This window comes from Sphingobium salicis subsp. salicis (assembly GCF_049472635.1).
Classification (GTDB): Bacteria; Pseudomonadota; Alphaproteobacteria; order Sphingomonadales; family Sphingomonadaceae; genus Sphingobium; species Sphingobium yanoikuyae_A.
In genome coordinates this window covers 2,450,909-2,469,618 of sequence record NZ_JAYRCS010000001.1, presented here as the reverse complement: position 1 = coordinate 2,469,618, position 18,710 = coordinate 2,450,909, and the positions used below count along the sequence as shown (strand labels likewise).

The following is an 18,710-nucleotide window of genomic DNA, read 5'->3' as shown; positions in this document are numbered from 1 at the left end:
GAACCCCTTTCGATTGTTGCAGGGGCTGCTATTGCGACCTATTCGCATTGTCAATGCTATTGCGAGTGGATATCTGTTCGGCGATGCTTTTTTGCTAAATGATGTAAAAGTCGCACAGTTGGCAAAGCGGCTAAATGGCCGATGCATGGATCATGACGGTGCCATCAGCGGCGCGTGCCTGTTGGCGGCACCCGAACGCATCGCTTTGTGGTGTGCGATGCTGCTTCACACGCGGTCGAATGCGCACAAGGCGGCCAAAACCTGCCGATTTTGGCGGTCGGCCTCGAAATGGGCGAGGGCAGGGTCGCGATCGGCGATTGCGTCGATGATGCGCAGACGACCGTGGCGCCATATGCCGAGGTCGAACATGTCGGCCCCGGTGCCGTCGCGCTCCACATCTCGGGCGCTCCCCAGCGCGACACGGGTCAACAGCTCGAACAGGGGCTGGCTGACCATTTTGAACAATATGTCCTGCAGCCGGCCTTCCAACTGGCCGAGCCTGTCCATGCTGTCGCACGCATCGATCTGGTTTCGCAGGTCGAGCAATTGCTTATGTAGGGCCTTGTCATCGCATCGCGCGGCAGCGGCGCAGAGCCGGTTGAACAGCAGCGAGGTGATGTCGAGTATCTCGCGCCAGGAGCCCGGCTCGCCGCATAGATAGGCGCCCAGCATTCGTTCCAGATCGGCCATCTGCGGTCTCCGGCCATAATAGCCGCCGCCTGGCCCGCGCCGAACCTCCAGCAAGCCTTCATGCTCCAGGATGCGTGCCACCTGCTGGACCGTGACGATGCCGACTTCAAGTTCGCGGGCAAGGGTTTGCAACGAACCAATCTGTTCGCCGGCCGGCGCGGCGAGGATGCGCCGGCGCAGGGTGTCGGCGGTATGGCGGACGATTTGTCGCTTGCCGACCGCCGGTTCCGTCAGGTCATTTTGCTGCATGAGGCTCATATGAATTAATGAGCATATTGATCGAAATTTCGCAAGGGCGATGCTGAGTGTGATCGCCTTGATGATCTAATAATATGCGTATTAATATCGATCCCAAGAGTCGCCGCCCGGTCCTGGAGCGGTGCCGCTGCGCTTGCCGCGCCGAAAGGAGAGAGCCATGGCGTTCAGGGATCCCGTGATCGACGCATTGCCGCGTCACCCCATCATCATCGGCGGACAGCGCGAAGTGCCGACCAGCCCAGCGCGCCACCTCCATGTCTATCCCGGCACCGGCAAGGTGACGCAGGAACTGGCTCTGGCGGACGCCGAGGATGTCGACCGGGCCACCGCCGCCGCGCGCAGGGCCTTTCCGGCATGGCGCGCGATGCCTGGCGACAAGAGGCGCGACCTGATGTTCCGTATCGCCGCCCTGCTGGAGGCCAAGTCGGCAGATTTCGCGCCAAGCCTGATCGCCGAAAATGGATCGGTGGCAATGGTGGCGCCCTATATGGGTTATGATGCCGCCCAGAAATTCCGCTATTTCGGCGGATGGTGCGACAAGTTGCACGGGCGCACCATCCCGATGTGGGGCGCGCCGGCTCATGATTATGTCAGCTATGATCCCTATGGCGTGATCGGCATCATCGTGCCGTGGAACGGACCGCTGTTCGCTGCGACCATGGTGCTGGCGCCGGTGCTGGCAGCGGGCAATTGCGTGGTCATCAAGGCACCGGAACTTGCCCCCTACAGCGTCATGCAACTGGTCGAACTGCTGCATGAGGCGGGCCTGCCCGACGGCGTCGTCAATCTGGTCACGGGCGGTGCCGATGTCGGCGCGGCGATGGTCAGCCATCCCGGTATCGAAAAGATCGAGTTCATCGGATCGGGCGCGACCGCGCGCCAGGTGCTGGCCAATGCGGCCGAGTCGCTCAAGCCCGTCGGCCTAGAACTGGGCGGCAAGTCGGCCGTGGTCGTGTTCGATGATGCCGACCTGATGCTCGCCGCGAAGAAGGGGCTGACCGGGGCGATTTCCTCCAATGGGCAGGGCTGCATCAACGGTACACGCCTGCTGGTCCAGTGCGGTATTTATGACCGTTATCTCGACTTGATCGGGGCGATGGCGGGCCATGTGCAGTCGGGCGATCCGTTTGATCCCGCGACGGTGCTGGGGCCGGTGATCAGCCAGACTGCGCTCGATCGGATCAGCGGGATGGTGGCGCGGGGCGTCGCCGATGGCGGCCGCATCATCGCGGGCGGCCAGCGACTAGCCGGCGATTTTGCCGATGGCTTCTACCTGCCGGTGACGATTTTGGCCGACGTGCCGGACCAGTGCGAGATCGCCCAGAATGAGGTGTTCGGTCCGGTCCTGGTCGTGACTCCGTTCGAGGATGAGGAGGAGGCGATCACGCTCGCCAACGGCACCGACTATGGCCTCGGCGCCTATGTCCACACCCAGAATTTGCGCCGCGCCCATCATCTGGCGCGCGAACTGCAGGCGGGCATGATCCATGTGAACGGTTCGGGTGAGGCGATGCAGCCCAATTGCCCGTTCGGCGGCTTCAAGAAGAGCGGCCATGGCCGGCTCGGCGGGGTCGAGGGGCTGCATGAGTTTCTCCAGCCCAAGAATGTCTGGATGAGCACGGCCGCGCCGGAGGGCGGGCAATGAGCCTGTGTGATCCCGCAGCGCGCAGCGCGCTGGGCAGCAGCCTTCAGGCCGAACTGACCGGGCGGGACGATCCCGCGCGGCAATCACTAGTGGCGGAAAGCTGGCGTGATTTCATCTATGCCGAAATCTGGTCGCGTCCGGGGCTGGATCGGCGCGCGCGCTTCCTGATCGCGCTGGCTTCCGCGGCCGGCGCCGATGCGCCCGCCGACCGGCTGGACGGCTATGTCCGTGGGGCGTTGACGACCGGCGCGCTGACCCAGGGCGAATTGCGCGAGGCAGCGCTGCATGTCGCGGTCTATTCCGGCTGGGACAAGGGCGGGGCGATCGATGCGGCGATCGATCGGGTCGAGGCAGAGCGGGGGCTGGCGCCGGTTCTTCTCGCACCGATCCGAGCCGAACCCTGGGATGCGCAGCAGCGCATGGAACAGGGCTTTGCCGAATTTCGCGCGGTGATGACCTTTGACGGCCCGCGCGTCGGCAATGGCCTGCCTTATTTGCAGGATGGCATATTGAACTTCGTGTTCGGCGAAATGTGGGGCCGGCCGGGCCTCGACCAGCGGTCGCGCCGCTTCCTCACGCTGGTGGGCGTCGCAGATTCCGCTGCCACCGTGCCGATCGCCAGCCATTTCCATGCTGCGATGGCGAGCGGCAATTGCACCGCCGCTGAACTCAACGAATTCGTCCTCCAATATGCGGTCCATGCCGGCTGGCCCAAGGCGTCGGTGATCCAGGGCGTGGTGCTGGAAATGGCGGGGAAGGTCGCCAAGGGCCTGGCCTGGAACGCGCGGGAGGAAGGGCGATGAGCATCGCGATCGACATGCACGGCAAGGTGGCGCTGGTGACCGGGGCTGCTTCGGGCCTTGGCCGCGCGACGGCGATGAAGCTGGCACAGGCCGGCGCCGGGCTGTGGCTGGTGGACGTCAATGCGGAAGGGGTGGCCGAAACCCTGAGCCTGCTCCCTGAGGGCGAGCATCAGACGGCGGTTGTCGATCTGGCCGATGCTGACGCTTGCCATGCTGCGGTAGATGCCGCCGTCACCCATTTCGGCCAACTTGATGCGCTGTGCAATGTCGCTGGCCTCATCTATCTCGCCAACTCCCCCGACATGCCCAAACCGCTGTGGGACAAGACGCTGGCGGTCAACCTGACCGCGCCCTTCCTGTTGTCGCAGGCGGCAATCCCGCATCTGCTGAAGGCGAATGGCGCGATCGTGAATGTCGTCTCCTCGGCCGCCTTCATCGGCGAGGCCTATGCCGCCGCCTATTGCGCGTCGAAAGCCGGCCTCCTCAACCTCACCAAGGCAATGGCGATGGAGTATCAGAAGCAGCCGATCCGTATCAACGCCGTCGCGCCCGGCGGCATGATCACCAACATCGCCACCAATTTCCGACCGCCCGAAGGCTGTGACTTCGAATTGCTCAAGCGCTTTTCCGGGATGCGCGGCACGGTCGAGGTCGATGATGTCGCCGACATGGTCGCACTGCTCGCCTCGCCGGCCGGGCGTGGCTATCATGGCAATTGCATCTCGATCGATGCCGGGATCACCGCAGGATGAGCGGGATGGAACGGATCGGCTTCATCGGCCTGGGTAGTCAGGGCGGTCCCATAGCCGAACGGATCGCGGCCGCCGGCTATCCGCTCACGCTCTGGGCCCGCCGCCCGGATGCGCTGGCGCCCTTTCTCGAAAAGGGCGCCACAGCAGCGCCGGACATCGCGACATTGGGGGCGTCCTGCGATCATGTCGGCATCTGTGTGGTCGATGACGCCGGCGTGGCCGATATCGTCGAGCAATTGCTGCCGGCGATGCGACCGGGCAGCAGGATCGTCATCCATTCGACGATATTGCCCGACCATTGCGTCGCATTGGCCGAACGCTGCGGGGAACGCGGCATTGCCTTCCTCGATGCGCCGGTCAGTGGCGGTGGCCCGGCCGCGGCGGCCGGCACCTTGACCCTGATGTGTGGCGGTGCGGTCGATGTCTTCAAGGCGGCCCGGCCGGTGCTGGAAAGCTTTGGCGGCCTGATCGTGCGAATGGGTGATGTCGGCGCGGGGCAGCGCGCCAAGATTGTCAACAATGCGCTGATGGCGGCCAATATGGGTCTGGCCCACGCCGCGATGGAGGCGGGCAGGGCGCTGGATCTGGATGGCACGGCCCTGCGCGACCTCATCAAGGCGAGCAGCGGCCGCAGCTTCGGTTTCGAGGTTTATGCCCGCCTGCCGACGCCCGGCGCCTTTGCCCATGGCGCGCCGCTGCTGCGCAAGGATGTCGGTCTGCTGATGGCCAGCCTGCCTGATGATGCCAGTGCCGAAGCCTTGTCCCGCGCCGCCACGCCCTTTCTCTCCGCCGCCTGCGGCGACTGACTTTTCAGGAGACCGATCCATGTCCTTCACTCTCGACCAGTTCCGCCTCGACGATAAAGTCGCGATCGTCACGGGCGCCGGCGGACGCGGCAATTCCATCGGCCGAGCCTATGCGCTGGGGCTGGCGGCGGCCGGTGCCGCCATCGTCGTTGCTGACCTCAATGGGGAAGGCGCCCAGGCGGTGGCTGACGAGATCGTCGCCAGCGGCAGCCGCGCCATTGCCGTCAAGGTCGATGTGGCTGATGAGGCATCAACGCTGGCCATGGCGACGGCGGCCAGTGATGCCTTTGGCGGCGTCGACATCCTCATCAACAATGCCGCGCTGATGGTCGATATCAGCTACGACAATATCGAAGCCGTCAGCCTCAACGCCTGGAACCGGGCCTTTGCGGTCAATCTCAATGGTGCGCTGCTCTGTGCCCGCGCGGTGATCCCTTCGATGCGGGCGCGTGGTGGCGGACGGATCATCAACCAGACGTCGGGCGGTGCCTTTCCGGCGACGGGCCTCTACGGCATTTCCAAGCTGGCGCTGGTGGGCCTCACGACGACGCTCGCCAAGCAACTGGGCAAGGACAATATCACCAGCAACGCGATCGCGCCGGGCAATGTCACATCGGACGCCGGCAAGATGCTGGTGCCCGACGATTCCCCGTTCATCCAGGTCCTGAAGATGAGCTGTGCCCTGCGCCCGCGGGGCGAGCCGGATGAACTGGTCGGCACGGCCCTGCTGCTCTGTTCGGACGCGGGGCGCTGGATCACTGGCCAGACGATCCATGTTGATGGCGGATGGGTGTTGCGCCCTTGAACAGGGGCGGGGCGTCATGGCACAAATTGCGATCAGGCCAGATGCCCGTTGCCGGATCGGCGTCCGCGATTCCCGTTCGCAAGATCATCGGCATTTTACCGTAATCACCGAATAATCTGCGGATTATTTCCAAAATCGTCAAATGTTACGAAACACATTCGGCCGCCCCCTTGATACCGTTTCCTCCAGAAAAGAACAGAAATGTGGCGAGGAAAACAAATAAAAACAGGGGGTTTTTATGTTGTCATCTCACAAGGGTCGCCTTTTCACGCTGTTGAAGGCCGGCAGTGCATTATCCTGCATGGTCGCGATGGCTGGCGGTGTCGCACAGGCCCAGGAACAGGATCAGGGCGAAATCGTCGTTACCGCGCTCAAGCGCAACACCCGCGTTCAGGATACGCCCATCGCCATTACCGCGGTCACCGGCGCCAGCCTGGAAGCGGCCGGCACCAGCAGCTTTACCGAACTGACCCGCGATACGCCGAGCCTGCGCATCGTCGATGGCGGCCCCGGCAATCGCCGCGTCATCCTGCGCGGTGTCACGGCAGCCGGTGAACCGACGGTCGGCGTCTATTATGACGAAGCGCCGGTATCCGGCTCGGTCGGCACCACCAGCGATGCGGCCGGCGCCACGCCCGATTTTCGCATCTTCGACGTGGAGCGCGCCGAAGTGCTGCGCGGCCCCCAGGGCACGCTCTACGGTTCCGGTTCGATGGGCGGCACGCTGCGCATCATCTTCAACAAGCCCAAGACCGACAAGATCGAGGCGGCCTTTGCCAGCACCATGTCGGCGGTCGAGGGCGGATCGATGGGCGCGTCCTTCGACGGGATGCTGAACGTCCCGCTGATCGAGGACAAGCTGGCCATCCGCATCGTCGGCAACGCCACCCAGGTCGCGGGCTATGTCGACAACAGCTATTATGGCTACAAGAATATCAACGATCCCTACACCTATGGCGGCCGCATCATGCTGCGCTTCACGCCGACCGAGGCGCTGACGCTGGACCTGAGCGCCAATTACGAGAAGGCGGCCGGTGAATCGCCGCGCTGGTATGCCGAAACCGGCAAGCGCTGGACCACCGACGCGCGCGCGGAATCGGGCAATTACGACACCAATCGCATCTATAATGCGACGCTCAACTATGATTTCGGCCCGGTCGTGCTGACCGCCATCACCACTTATACCGATCGTGACCGCATCGTCGTCGGCGATGTCAGCGATACCTTCAACGGCCGCGACACCGCCGCCCGCTGCCAGACCTATCGCGGCAATGGCGCGGCCTGCTCCGCCGACGTGCTGGCCGATTATCTGTCCGACACCCGCGCCCTGCTGTCGTCCAGCCTGTATCAGCCGCAATCGGTCAAGAACTGGCTCAACGAAATCCGCCTGAGTTCGACCGGGGATGGCCCGCTAAACTGGACCGTCGGCCTGTTTAGCGAAGATCGCAAGACGGTGGTGCGCTCGACCCTGCTCAAGGCCGATCCGGACACCGGCTTCCTCTACGATCCGGACGATATCGCCAATCTCGCCTATGATCGCACCATCAACGACAAGCTGAAGCAGAAGGCGGTCTTCGCCGAAATCTCCTACAAGCTGTTCGACAAGCTGACGCTGACTGCTGGCGCGCGCTATTATGATTATAAGAAGACGGTCGGCGGCCGGATCGACATGGGCCAGGAACATTATGCCTCAGTCGTGACGCCCTATACCGAAGCCAAGTCGTCCGAGGACGGCGTGCTTACCAAGTTCAACATCTCCTATCAGGCGACCCCCGATGTGATGATCTATGCCCAGGCGGCGCAGGGCTTCCGGCCCGGCGGCGTCAACCAGGTGATCGGCCTGTCGGCGGCGCTGGCTGCCTACACATCGGACAGCCTGTGGAATTATGAGCTGGGCTTCAAGAGCAAGATCCTGCCGCGCACCTATCTCAACATGGCGACCTACCAGATCGACTGGAGCAACATGCAGGTGTCGGCCCGCACGGCGGGCACCGGCTCGGTCTTCGGCCTCATCTCCAACGTCGGCGCGGCCCGCATTCGCGGCGTCGAGGCGGAATTCTCCACCGAGATTGCCGGCATCAGCTTCAGCGCCAATGGTTCCTACACCGATGCCAAGTTGACCGAGGACCAGGTCAGCACCATCGTCGTGGCATCGGGCCGCAAGGGCGACCGGATCGCCAATGTGCCGAAATGGAATTTCGGCGGATCGGCCGAATATAAGCATATGCTGACCGATGCCATGGATGCCGTCATCCGCACCGATGTCACCTATAATGGCAGTTCCTACAGCACGATCAGCCCGACCGACACCTATCGGCGCCGGTTGGACGATTATACGCTGACTAACCTGCGCCTGGGCGTGCAGGCCAGCGACAACAACTGGGGCGCCCATTTCTTCGTGAACAATCTGTTCAACGAACTGGCGGTGGTCAGTTCCAGCTCCAGCAGCAACACCGGCGGCAAGACGGTGGTGTTTACTGCACCGCCGCGGACCTACGGCATCAACCTCACCAAGAAGTTCTGATCGCCTGGCACGGAGGCGGCCTTGTCGGTCGCCTCCCTTTTCGGGGGCCTTATGGCGGCCCCATGATCGACACAGGGGGATGATATGTTCAAGCGACACATGTGTTTCGCCGGCCTTTCACTGCTCGCGCTGGTTGCCGGAGGGGCGATCGCCCAGCCCGCCAAGGCGCCGGTGGAAGCGGTCAAGCCCCGCGCCGGCGCCAACCCCGCACCGGCGCGCGCTGCCGGCGAAGGCGCCGGCCCGTTCCGCAAGATGGTGATCCGCGGCGTCACCCTGATCGACGGCAGCGGCGCGCCGCCGCGCGGGCCGGTCGACATCGTCATCGATAATGACGTTATCGCCGACATATTGCCGGCCGGAACACCCGGCCTGCCGTTCAAGCAGGGGCGCGCGCCGACCGACGCCGATTATGAACTGGACGCGACCGGCATGTTCGTGACGCCCGGCTTCATCGACATGCATGTCCATGGCTCGACCGACGACAAGGCGCCGGACCTGTCCTATTCCTACAAGCTGTGGCTCGCCCATGGCGTCACCACGGTGCGCGGCGTCGACCTTGCCCCCATGGAAGTGTCCCTGAGCGAACGGGCACGCTCCGCCCGTAACGAGATCGTCGCGCCGCGCATCTTCGCCTATCAGCGGCCGGGTCAGGGCAAGGGCTGGACCGGCGGTCGCACCAATACGCCCGAAAAGGCCCGCGCCTGGGTGCAATGGGCGGCCAAGCAGGGGATCGACGGCATCAAGCTGCTGGATGATCCGGACCAGCCGCCCGAAGTGATGGCCGCCATCATGGACGAGGCGAAGAAGCTGAAACTGGGCACCACGGCGCATCTGTCGCAGATCGGCGTGGGGCGCATGAACGCCGAACAGGCGGGCGACGCAGGCCTTGGCACCGTCACCCATTTCTACGGCCATTTCGAATCCCTGCTGAAGAATGGCCCGGTCCAGAACTGGCCGGTCGACTATAATTATGCCGACGAACAGGACCGGTTCGGCAATGTCGCCAATCTGGCGGAGGAAAGCGTCGAGCCGGGATCGGATCGCTGGTGGGCCTATCTGGAGCATCAGAAGGCCAATCATGTCACCTTCGATCCCACCATGACCATCTATGCCGCCGGCCGCGATCTGATGCTGGCGCGCAATGCCGACTGGCACGACAAATATACCATGCCGCAGCTGTGGAATTTCTACATGTCCTCGCGCGAGAACCACGGCTCCTATTTCTACGACTGGACCACCGCGATCGAGGTCAAGTGGCGGAATTTCTACCACAAATATATGCGCCTGATTAACGACTACAAGACTATCGGCGGGCGCGTGACCACCGGCTCGGACTCCGGCTTCATCTTCAAGCCCTATGGCTTTGGCTATATCCAGGAACTGGAGTTGCTGCAGGAAGCGGGCTTCAATCCGTCACAGGTGATCCAGTCGGCGACGCTGAACGGCGCGCTGACGCTCTATGATCCCAGGGGCGAAGTGCCACCGATCGGTACGGTCCGCGTCGGCAAGCTGGCGGATCTTGTCATCCTCAAGGAAAATCCGCTGCAGAATTTCAAGACGCTCTACGGCATCGGCACGCTGCGTCTGAATGAACAGACCCAGCGGCTCGAACGGGTGGGCGGCGTCAGCTACACGGTCAAGGACGGCATCGTCTATGACGCGAAGAAATTGCTGGCGGATGTCGCGGACATGGTCGTTGCCGAAAAGCGGCGCATGGGCATGCCGGAACAGGGGCTGCCCCACCCGTAACGGGACGGGGCGTTATAATTCAACAGGGACGGGAAAAGAATGAAGAAGAAGATGCTGATCCGGTCGGGCCTTGCTGCGCTCGCCCTCATGACGGTCGCCAGTGCCTCCCACGCGCATGATCCGGATGAATGGTATGTCGGCGGCGCTGCCGGCATCGTTAATGGCAAGAAGCCGACCTTCGTGCCCGCGCCGGCACGCGGCAGCGCTGACAATGTCGGTCCCTTCCGCAAGCTGGTGATCCGTGGCGCGACCCTGATCGACGGCACAGGCGCGCCGCCGCGTGGCCCCTATGACATCGTGGTGGAAGGCAACAAGATCACCGCCATCACCCAGGCCGGCTGGCCCGGCCTGCCACAGGCGAAGGGGCGTGCGCCGACCGACGCCGATTATGAGATCGACGCGACCGGCATGTATGTGATGCCCGGTTTCAACGACATGCATGTCCACACCCCCGCCAGCGACAAGGCGCCGGACATGAGCTATGCCTACAAGCTGTGGCTGGCCCATGGCGTGACCACGGTGCGCGGCGTGCCGCTGGCTGATCCGGTCGTCGCCAGTTCGGAAAAGAACCGCTCCGCCGCCAACGAGATCGCGGCGCCGCGCATCTTCAACTACCAGACGCTGGGTGCCGGCTGGGACGGCGGGCCGATCGACAGCCCGGACAAGGCGCGCGCCTGGGTCAAATGGGCTGCCGCGCACAATATCGACGGCATCAAATTCTTCAATCGGCCCGAGGAGACGCCGCAGATCATCGCCGCCGCCATTGACGAGGCGCACAAGAACAAGATGGGCACCACGGCCCATCTGTCACAGACCGGCGTCGCCAATTTCAACGCCTATGACGCGGCCGAGGCGGGACTGGATACCGTCACCCATTATTATGGCCATTTCGAATCCCTGCTGAAGGACGGGACGATCCAGCGCTTTCCGTCCGACTATGACTATAATAACGAACAGCATCGCTTCGGCGAGGTGGCGGAAATCTGGAACCAGACGGTCGAGCCGGAATCCGAACGCTGGTGGGATTATCTGAAGCATCAGAAGGAGAAGCATGTCACCTTCGACCCGACGATGAACATCTATGCGGCATCCCGCGACCTGATGCGGGCGCGCAATGCCGACTGGCAGAATCTCTACACCACGCCGCAGCTCTGGGCCTATTTCCAGTCGACCCGCGACAATCACGGTTCCTATTTCTACGACTGGGGCACCGAGAACGAGTTTGCGTGGAAGAAATTCTACAACAACTATTTCAAGCTGGTGAACGACTATAAGAATATCGGCGGCCGGGTGACGGTCGGCACTGATTCCGGCTTCATCTACAAAGTCTATGGCTTCGCCTATATCGAGGAGCTGGAACTGCTGCGCGAAGCCGGCTTCTCGCCGCTGGAGATCATGCGCTCGGCCACCATGTGGGGTTCGCAGACCCTCTATGAGCCCAAGGGCATGGCGCCGCCGACTGGCGTGCTGCGCGTCGGCATGCTGGCCGACATGGTCATCACCAGGGAAAACCCGCTGGCCAATCTCAAGACGCTCTATGGCACCGGTCATTCGCGTCTGAACCCGGAAACCAACAAGCAGGAAATGGTCGGCGGCGTCAGCTACACGATCAAGGACGGCATCGTCTATGATGCCAAGAAGCTGCTGGCCGAAGTGGCCGAGATGGTGAAGGCGGAAAAGGCGCGCACCGGCCAGGCCGGCGCCGGTCCGGCCAATCCCAACGCCATGTAATGGATCGAAAGCGGCGCTCTGGGGAAGGGCGCCGCTTTCATGTCATAGCGGCAGCGCCGTCGTCGACTTGACCTCTTCCAGCACCGCATAGGTCCGCGTCTCGCGCACACCCGGCATGTCGACCAATTCCTCGGCCAGGAATTTCCGATAGGCGGCCATGTCCTTCATCCGGACCTTAATCAGATAGTCGAAGCCGCCGGCCACCATATGGCATTCCAATATGTCCCGCTGCCGCCGCGTCGCTTCGGCAAACTGGCGGAAGATGTCGCCGGTGGTGCGGTTGAGCAGCACTTCGATGAAGATCAGCAGCGGCCGCTGGTTGAGGTGCGGGTCGAGCAGCGCGACATAGGAAGAGATATAGCCATTGTCCCGCAGCTTGCGCGTCCGGTCGAAACAGGCCGATGGCGAGAGATTGCAATGCTTGGCCAGATCCTGGTTGGTTATGCGACCATCGGTCTGAAGCTTGTTCAATATCTTCCGGTCAGTTTCGTCCAGGTTCATCGAAACCCCCAAAACGCTAGCAGTTGGCCAAACCTCAACGATATCTGTGCAAGTCGCGGAAAATGCTGGGCTGCGATCCCATGGGCTCATGCCGGGGATAACGTATCGCTGTGGGAAACCCTCAGCGGCATCGCACGTCCCTCGCAGGATTAGCGCCCAACTTGCCAGCGAGACAGGAGTGTACTAAATGGTACACAATGTCGCAGCCGTCAGGGCTGGGCGACTCGATCGGCCTGTGGACCCGTGGGCACCGCTCTCCGACGACCATAAGAGATGAAGGAGGTGCCGCGTGTCAGGCACGAAAATGCACGGCCAGCCGCTTGTTCGCGGTTGGCTGCTTCTGTTGGGGGCGGTGATCCTTGCCGCTGGCCTCTTTTTCGCCATTGGCGGCGGCAAGCTCGTCAGCCTGGGCGGCAGTCCCTATTTCCTGATCGCCGGCATCGCGCTGGTTTTCGCGGGCGGCCTCATCACCCTGCGCAAGACCAGCGGCGGCCTGCTCTTCGGCGCCACCTTCCTGGTGACGGTCCTCTGGGCGCTGTGGGAAGTCGGCTTCAGCTTCTGGCCGCTCATCTCCCGCCTGCTGGCGATGGGTGTCGGCGCGACCGTTGTTGCGCTCTCCTATCCGCTGCTGCGGCGCGGCGACGGTTCGGCGCCTGCCTGGCGGCCTGCATTGCTGATGGCGGCTCTGGTCGGCCTCGGCTCGGCGGCCGGTGCGGCCGGCATGTTCATGGTCCATCCGACCGTGCCCTTTGCCGGGCAGGTGGCTTCGCTGGTGCCGGTCGATCCGGCGCGTGAGCAGAAGGACTGGACCGCCTATGGCAACACGCCGGGCGGCAGCCGCTTCGTTGCGCTCGATCAGATCACCCGCGACAATGTGAACAAGCTCAAGGTCGCCTGGACCTATCGCACTGGCGACGTCGCGCAGAGCGACGGCAATGGCGCCGAGGACCAGAATACCCCGCTGCAGGTCGGCGACACGCTGTTCATCTGCACCCCGCACAACAATGTCATCGCCCTCGACGCCGATACCGGGCGCGAGAAGTGGAAGACGCTGATCAATGCCAAGGCATCGGTCTGGATGCGCTGCCGGGGCCTTGCCTATTTCGACGCCCATGCGCCGATCCAGCAGCCCAGCCTGCCCGGCGCGACGCCGGTGACCGCCGTAACGGTGCCGGCTGGCGCCGCCTGCCAGCGCCGCATCCTGATGAACACGATCAATGCCGAACTGATTGCGCTGGATGCCGACACCGGCAAATATTGCGCCGATTTCGGCACCAATGGCCGGGTCGACCTGAAGGCCGGCCTCGGCGATGCGCCCGATCCTCAATATCAGCTCACCTCCGCGCCGACGCTGGCGGGCACGACCGTCGTGGTCGGTGGCCGTGTCGCCGACAATGTGCAGGTCGACATGCCGGGCGGCGTGATGCGCGGCTTCGACGTCATCACGGGCAAGCTGCGCTGGGCCTTCGATCCGGGCAATCCGGCGATCACCGGCGCGCCGCCGGCGGGCAAGAGCTATGCCCGATCGACCCCCAATGTCTGGGCCGCCATGTCCTATGATCCCGCGTCCAACACCGTGTTCATGCCGGTCGGCAGCGCCTCGGTCGATCTCTATGGCGTCACCCGCAGCGCGCTTGATCATAAATATGGCGCGTCGATGCTGGCGCTCGATGCCACCACCGGCCGTGAAAAATGGCATTTCCAGACCGTCCATAACGACCTTTGGGACTTCGACCTGCCGATGCAGCCGAGCTTCGTCGACTTCCCCATCGATGCCGCCCGCAAGGTGCCTGCGCTCGTCTTTGGCACCAAGGCAGGGCAGGTCTATGTGCTTGATCGCGCCACCGGCAAGCCGCTCACCGACGTGAAGGAAGTGCCGGTCAAGCCGGCGAACATTCCGGGCGAACCCTATTCGCTGACCCAGCCCAGGTCGCTCGGCATGCCGCAGATCGGCGTCGGCCCGCTGACCGAGGCGGACATGTGGGGCGCCACTCCGTTCGACCAGCTGCTCTGCCGTATCGCCTTCAAGGGCATGCGCTATGAAGGGCTCTACACCGCGCCGGGCACCGACAAGTCGCTGAGCTTCCCCGGATCGCTGGGCGGCATGAACTGGGGCGGCATCTCGACCGATCCGACCAGCGGCACCATCTTCGTCAACGACATGCGGCTGGGCTTGTGGGTCCAGATGTTCCCGCAGACCGCATCGCAGAAGGGCCAGTCGGGCAGCGCGGGCGAGGCGGTCAATACCGGCATGGGCAGCGTTCCGCTGAAGGGCACGCCCTATTCGGTGGTGAAGGACCGCTTCCTGTCGGCACTGGGCATTCCCTGCCAGGCGCCGCCCTATGGCACGCTGACCGCGATCGACCTCAAGAGCCGCGCCATCAAGTGGCAGGTGCCGGTGGGTACGGTGCGCGACACCGGGCCGATGGGCATCCGCATGGGCTTGCCAATCCCGATCGGCATGCCGACGCTGGGTGGCACGCTGGCGACGCAGGGCGGCCTGGTCTTCATCGCTGGCACGCAGGACTTCTATCTGCGCGCCTTCAACGCGGCGACCGGTGCGGAAGTGTGGAAGGCCCGCCTGCCGGTCGGCAGCCAGGGCGGCCCGATGAGCTACAAGTCGCCCAAGAGCGGCAAGCAATATGTGGTCGTGACGGCAGGCGGCGCGCGCCAGTCGCCCGACCGGGGCGATTATGTGATCGCCTACACGCTGCGCTGAACCATGGGCGGGGCGGCCCGGCGCCGCTCCGCCTGCCTTTCGTCATCTTTCATGTCACCGCGCGCAGATGTGCCGCGCGGAAGGGAGGGGCTTTGGCCCAACATCTTCACCTCCATGCCCGCCCGACGCTGGCGGCATTGCTGATCCTGCTGCCGGTCGCGGGCGTCCAAGCGCAGGAGGTTGCGGCGGAAAAGCCGGTGGCGGCCCCCCGCGAAACGCTGACCGGCGACTGGGGCGGGCTGCGCACGCGGCTGAAGCAGGCGGGCGTCACCGTGCGCGCGGACTATGTCGGCGAAGCCTTCGCCGCGGTCGATGGCGGCCAGCGGCAGGGCAGCGCCTATACCCAGCAATTGCGCGCCAGCCTCGATTTCGACATGGACCGGATCGTCGGCATCTCTGGCGGCATCGTGCATGTCACCATCAACGATCGGCGCGGCGTCGGCCTCTCCTCCGACATCGTCGGCAATCGCCTGCCGATCCAGGAGGCGGCCGGCGGCAATTATACCCGCCTTTCGGAATTCAGCTACGAACAGAATATCGACAATGGCCGGCTCAACCTGCGCCTGGGCTATTTTGCCATGGGCAATGATCTGGGCGGGATGATCCTGGGCTGCAATTTCGTCAATGCGGCCTTCTGTGCCCATCCGCTGTCGGAATCGGGCAATAGCGGCTGGTATAATTATCCCAATGCCCGCTGGGGCGCGGCGGTGCGTTATCGCACCCGGCCGGATCTAGCGCTGCGCACCGGCGTCTATCAGGTCAATCCCCGCCTCAACGATCCCGACAATGCCTTCCGCCCCTTTGCCGGCGGCACGACCGGCGTGCTGCTGCCGCTGGAGCTGGAATATGATCCCGGCCTCGCGCCGGGCAGTCATGTGCTGCCGGGCCATTACAAGATCGGCGCCTATTATGACACGTCCCGCGCCGCCCGGCGCGGCGGGCAGGGCATGCTGCGGGGCCGCTATGGCGTCTATGCGCTGGCCGACCAGATGATCCTGCGCGAAGGGACCGGCAATCGCGGCCTCTCCATCTTCGGCCAGTTCACCGCCAATCCGGAGGCGTCGGCCCAGATTACCCACTGGTATGCCGCCGGGCTGGTCAAGACCGGCACCTTTGCCGGCCGGGACGCCGACAGCATCTCGATCGGCATCGTCCATGCGCAGGTCAATCCACGCCTGCGCCGCGCCGAGGCCGATGCGCAGGATATTCCCGGCGGCTATGCCGCGCTGCCGGTGGGCGAGACCGCGATCGAGATGAGCTATGGCATCCAGCTGCGGCGCTGGCTCAGCATCCGGCCGGACGTCCAATATATTCTCGATCCCGGCGCCTTTTCCTACCGCCGCACCAATGATGCACTGGCGCTGGGCGGCCAGGTCAAGATGCAGTTCTGATCCGGTCGATGGTCTCGGCCCAGCCTTCAGGCGTCTGCCCGGCAATAGCGCAGCACATTGTCGATCACCTGCGCGCGGCGCCGCTCGGCCGCCGCTTCGCTGGTCATGTCGACGCCAAAGATCGCGTGGAAACTGTGGCGGTTGGACACGAAGTAGAAGGCGAGGGCGCTGATCGTCATGTGCAAATCGACGGCGTCCAGTCCGGCGCGGAAGCTGCCATCGGCAATGCCGCGATCGATCAGGGCCTGGGTCTTGGGCAGGACGATCTCATTATGCCCTTGCGAAATCTCGCCGACATGCGGGCCGCCCCGGATATTCTCGTCCATCACCAGCCGCACCAGTTCGGGATGGTTGAAATGATAGTCGAAGGTGAGGGCGGTCAGCCGTTCCAGCGCGGCAAGCGGCGGCAGGTCGCCCAGTTCGGCGTCCAGTTCGGCCGACCTGATGCCGCGATAGGCTTCGGTCAGGACCGCGCGATAGAGCCCGTCCTTGCTGCCGAAATGATAATAGATCATCCGCTTGGACGTCGCGGTCGCCGCCGCGATCTCGTCCACCCGCGCGCCGGCATAGCCTTTTTCCGCGAAATGCTGGGTGGCGATCGCGACGATGTCGCGCCGGTTGCGTTCGGTGAAATTCTGCTTGTCCACGCCTCGCTTTGCGATGCCGGGCGGCCTATTGCAATGCACAACCGGCGCGCCGGATCGCGATCCGCCGGTCTGTCGATCGAGGAGGAATGCGCTTGATCCCCGACAAGAAGACCCAGATCGTCATCGTCGGGGGCGGTGCCGCTGGCCTCGAACTCGCGCGCAAGCTCGGCGCCCGCTATGGCCGCAAGCGGCATGACATCATCCTGATCGATCGCAACCGCACCCATATCTGGAAACCGCTGCTGCACGAGGTCGCGACCGGGTCGCTCGACGCCAGCCTGGACGAGGTCGGCTATCGCAGCCACTGCCACCGCTGGGGCTATCGCTATCTCTATGGGACGCTGCAGGGCATCGATCGAACTGCACGGCGGGTCCATGTCGCGCCGGTGTTCGATCCCAAGGGGCGCGAGGTGGTGAGCGCCCATTCGGTGCGCTACGACTATCTGGTGCTGGCCTATGGATCGGTCACCAATGATTTCGGGACGCCGGGCGTCGCCGACAATTGCCTGTTCCTCGACAGCCGGGCCCAGGCCGACAGCTTTCGCGACCAGTTGCTCGACCATTGCCTGCGCGTGTCGCGCGCCATGTCGGCCGATCCCGCGTCGGATGCGCGGGTGCGGATCGCGATCGTCGGTGGCGGCGCCACTGGAGTCGAACTGGCGGCCGAACTCTATAATGCCGCCGATGCGCTGGGCTATTATGGGCTGGAGGTGTTTGATCGCCAGCGGCTCGACGTCACCCTGCTGGAGGCCGGGCCGCGCATCCTGCCGGCCTTGCCCGACCGACTGGCCGACGCCGCGCGCGAGGAACTGGAGGTGCTGGGCGTCAAGGTGCGCGCTGGCGTCGCCGTCACCGCCTCCACGCCTGAGGGGATGGAGACGAAGGATGGCGGCTTCGTCCCCGCCGATCTTCAGGTCTGGGCCGCCGGGGTCAAGGCGGCGGCGATCCGCGATGGCCTGGATGGGCTGGAACTGTCCCGCGCCGGTCAGGTGATCGTGCGGCCGACGCTACAGAGCCTGGCCGACGACCGCGTCTTCGCGATGGGCGATTGCGCCTCCTACACGCCACAGGGCGCCGATCGGCCGATCCCGCCGCGCGCGCAGGCCGCGCATCAGATGGCCGACACGGTGTTCGCCAATCTCGGCCGGCTGATGGCTGATCGCCCGCTCAAGACCTTTGTCTACAAGGATCATGGCTCGCTGGTGTCGCTCAGCCGCTATTCGACGGTCGGATCGTTGATGGGCAAGCTGGTCGGCGGGCGCATGGCGGTAGAGGGGCGGCTGGCCCGCTTCGTCTATATGTCCCTCTATCGCATGCATCTGCTCGCCGTTCACGGCAACATACGCGGCCCCGCGCTGATCCTGGTCAGCCATATCAACCGCTTTGTGCGCCCGCGCCTCAAGTTGCACTGAGGCGCCGGGCGGCTGCGGCCGCAAGTGACAGGGCCATCACCACAGAATTGCTGTGATCAGGTTGAGAAGGGCGGCGTCTGCGGCCTGGTCTCTCGCCTGAATGCGCCCCTAAGGGCCATTTTCGATGTCTTGGAAATGGTAGCGGAGGAGGGACTTGAACCCCCGACACGCGGATTATGATTCCGCTGCTCTAACCAGCTGAGCTACTCCGCCCCATGGGCCTCGCAGGGGGTGTTTCCCTGCGGTGAGGCGGCGCTATACGCAGGGGATGGACGGT

At 64.0% G+C, this 18,710-nt stretch carries 14 protein-coding genes and 1 tRNA gene; 11 read left to right on the top strand and 4 right to left on the bottom strand.

Annotated elements, in window-relative coordinates:
- Positions 1-225: 225 nt before the first annotated feature.
- Positions 226-948 carry a GntR family transcriptional regulator gene (locus VHN57_RS11960; RefSeq protein ID WP_278987027.1) on the bottom strand — a complete coding sequence of 241 codons (723 nt, stop codon included), beginning with the start codon at positions 946-948 and terminating at the stop codon, positions 226-228.
- Between the two features lie 157 nt (positions 949-1,105).
- Here VHN57_RS11960 and VHN57_RS11955 point away from each other — a divergent pair, with 157 nt between their 5' ends.
- From VHN57_RS11955 to VHN57_RS11920, 8 genes are all read left to right on the top strand, one after another.
- Positions 1,106-2,593: an aldehyde dehydrogenase family protein gene (locus VHN57_RS11955; RefSeq protein WP_423283967.1), complete on the top strand. Its 1,488-nt coding sequence runs from the start codon at positions 1,106-1,108 to the stop codon at positions 2,591-2,593.
- The gene (locus VHN57_RS11950) at positions 2,590-3,396 is read left to right on the top strand and encodes a carboxymuconolactone decarboxylase family protein (RefSeq protein ID WP_423283965.1); all 807 of its coding nucleotides are present in this window, start codon (positions 2,590-2,592) and stop codon (positions 3,394-3,396) included. The genes VHN57_RS11955 and VHN57_RS11950 overlap by 4 nt, the downstream gene beginning before the upstream one ends.
- Positions 3,393-4,148, top strand: coding sequence for an SDR family NAD(P)-dependent oxidoreductase (locus tag VHN57_RS11945; protein ID WP_423283963.1), 756 nt, complete (start codon positions 3,393-3,395; stop codon positions 4,146-4,148). The genes VHN57_RS11950 and VHN57_RS11945 overlap by 4 nt, the downstream gene beginning before the upstream one ends.
- Positions 4,145-4,954: an NAD(P)-dependent oxidoreductase gene (locus tag VHN57_RS11940; protein ID WP_278987096.1), complete on the top strand. Its 810-nt coding sequence runs from the start codon at positions 4,145-4,147 to the stop codon at positions 4,952-4,954. Before VHN57_RS11945 ends, VHN57_RS11940 begins: the two co-directional genes overlap by 4 nt.
- 19 nt (positions 4,955-4,973) lie before the next feature.
- Positions 4,974-5,759 carry an SDR family oxidoreductase gene (locus VHN57_RS11935; protein ID WP_278987095.1) on the top strand — a complete coding sequence of 262 codons (786 nt, stop codon included), beginning with the start codon at positions 4,974-4,976 and terminating at the stop codon, positions 5,757-5,759.
- A 238-nt stretch (positions 5,760-5,997) separates the two neighbouring features.
- Entirely contained in the window at positions 5,998-8,283 is a 2,286-nt protein-coding gene (locus tag VHN57_RS11930) for a TonB-dependent receptor (protein ID WP_423283960.1), read from the top strand.
- Between the two features lie 99 nt (positions 8,284-8,382).
- On the top strand, positions 8,383-10,032 hold the full coding sequence (locus VHN57_RS11925; protein ID WP_278987098.1) for an amidohydrolase family protein: 1,650 nt from the start codon (positions 8,383-8,385) through the stop codon (positions 10,030-10,032).
- 39 nt (positions 10,033-10,071) lie between these two features.
- On the top strand, positions 10,072-11,763 hold the full coding sequence (locus VHN57_RS11920; RefSeq protein WP_169860418.1) for an amidohydrolase family protein: 1,692 nt from the start codon (positions 10,072-10,074) through the stop codon (positions 11,761-11,763).
- Positions 11,764-11,805: 42 nt separating this feature from the next.
- On the opposite strand, the gene VHN57_RS11915 is transcribed toward VHN57_RS11920, so the two are convergent.
- Positions 11,806-12,264 carry an Lrp/AsnC ligand binding domain-containing protein gene (locus tag VHN57_RS11915; RefSeq protein WP_010336120.1) on the bottom strand — a complete coding sequence of 153 codons (459 nt, stop codon included), beginning with the start codon at positions 12,262-12,264 and terminating at the stop codon, positions 11,806-11,808.
- A gap of 304 nt (positions 12,265-12,568) precedes the next feature.
- On the opposite strand from VHN57_RS11915, the gene VHN57_RS11910 reads away from it, so the two are divergent.
- Both VHN57_RS11910 and VHN57_RS11905 read left to right on the top strand, forming a co-directional pair.
- Complete coding sequence (locus VHN57_RS11910) at positions 12,569-14,983, top strand: membrane-bound PQQ-dependent dehydrogenase, glucose/quinate/shikimate family (protein WP_423286019.1); 2,415 nt, start codon at positions 12,569-12,571, stop codon at positions 14,981-14,983.
- 92 nt (positions 14,984-15,075) lie between these two features.
- Entirely contained in the window at positions 15,076-16,374 is a 1,299-nt protein-coding gene (locus VHN57_RS11905; protein WP_423283957.1) for a carbohydrate porin, read from the top strand.
- A 26-nt stretch (positions 16,375-16,400) separates the two neighbouring features.
- On the opposite strand, the gene VHN57_RS11900 is transcribed toward VHN57_RS11905, so the two are convergent.
- On the bottom strand, positions 16,401-17,021 hold the full coding sequence (locus VHN57_RS11900; protein ID WP_278987622.1) for a TetR/AcrR family transcriptional regulator: 621 nt from the start codon (positions 17,019-17,021) through the stop codon (positions 16,401-16,403).
- An 86-nt stretch (positions 17,022-17,107) separates the two neighbouring features.
- Between VHN57_RS11900 and VHN57_RS11895 the strand changes: the two genes are divergently transcribed.
- Positions 17,108-18,433 carry an NAD(P)/FAD-dependent oxidoreductase gene (locus tag VHN57_RS11895; protein WP_125987139.1) on the top strand — a complete coding sequence of 442 codons (1,326 nt, stop codon included), beginning with the start codon at positions 17,108-17,110 and terminating at the stop codon, positions 18,431-18,433.
- A gap of 136 nt (positions 18,434-18,569) precedes the next feature.
- Here VHN57_RS11895 and VHN57_RS11890 read toward each other — a convergent pair.
- Positions 18,570-18,646, bottom strand: a tRNA-Met gene (locus VHN57_RS11890).
- Between the last annotated feature and the right edge of the window lie 64 nt (positions 18,647-18,710).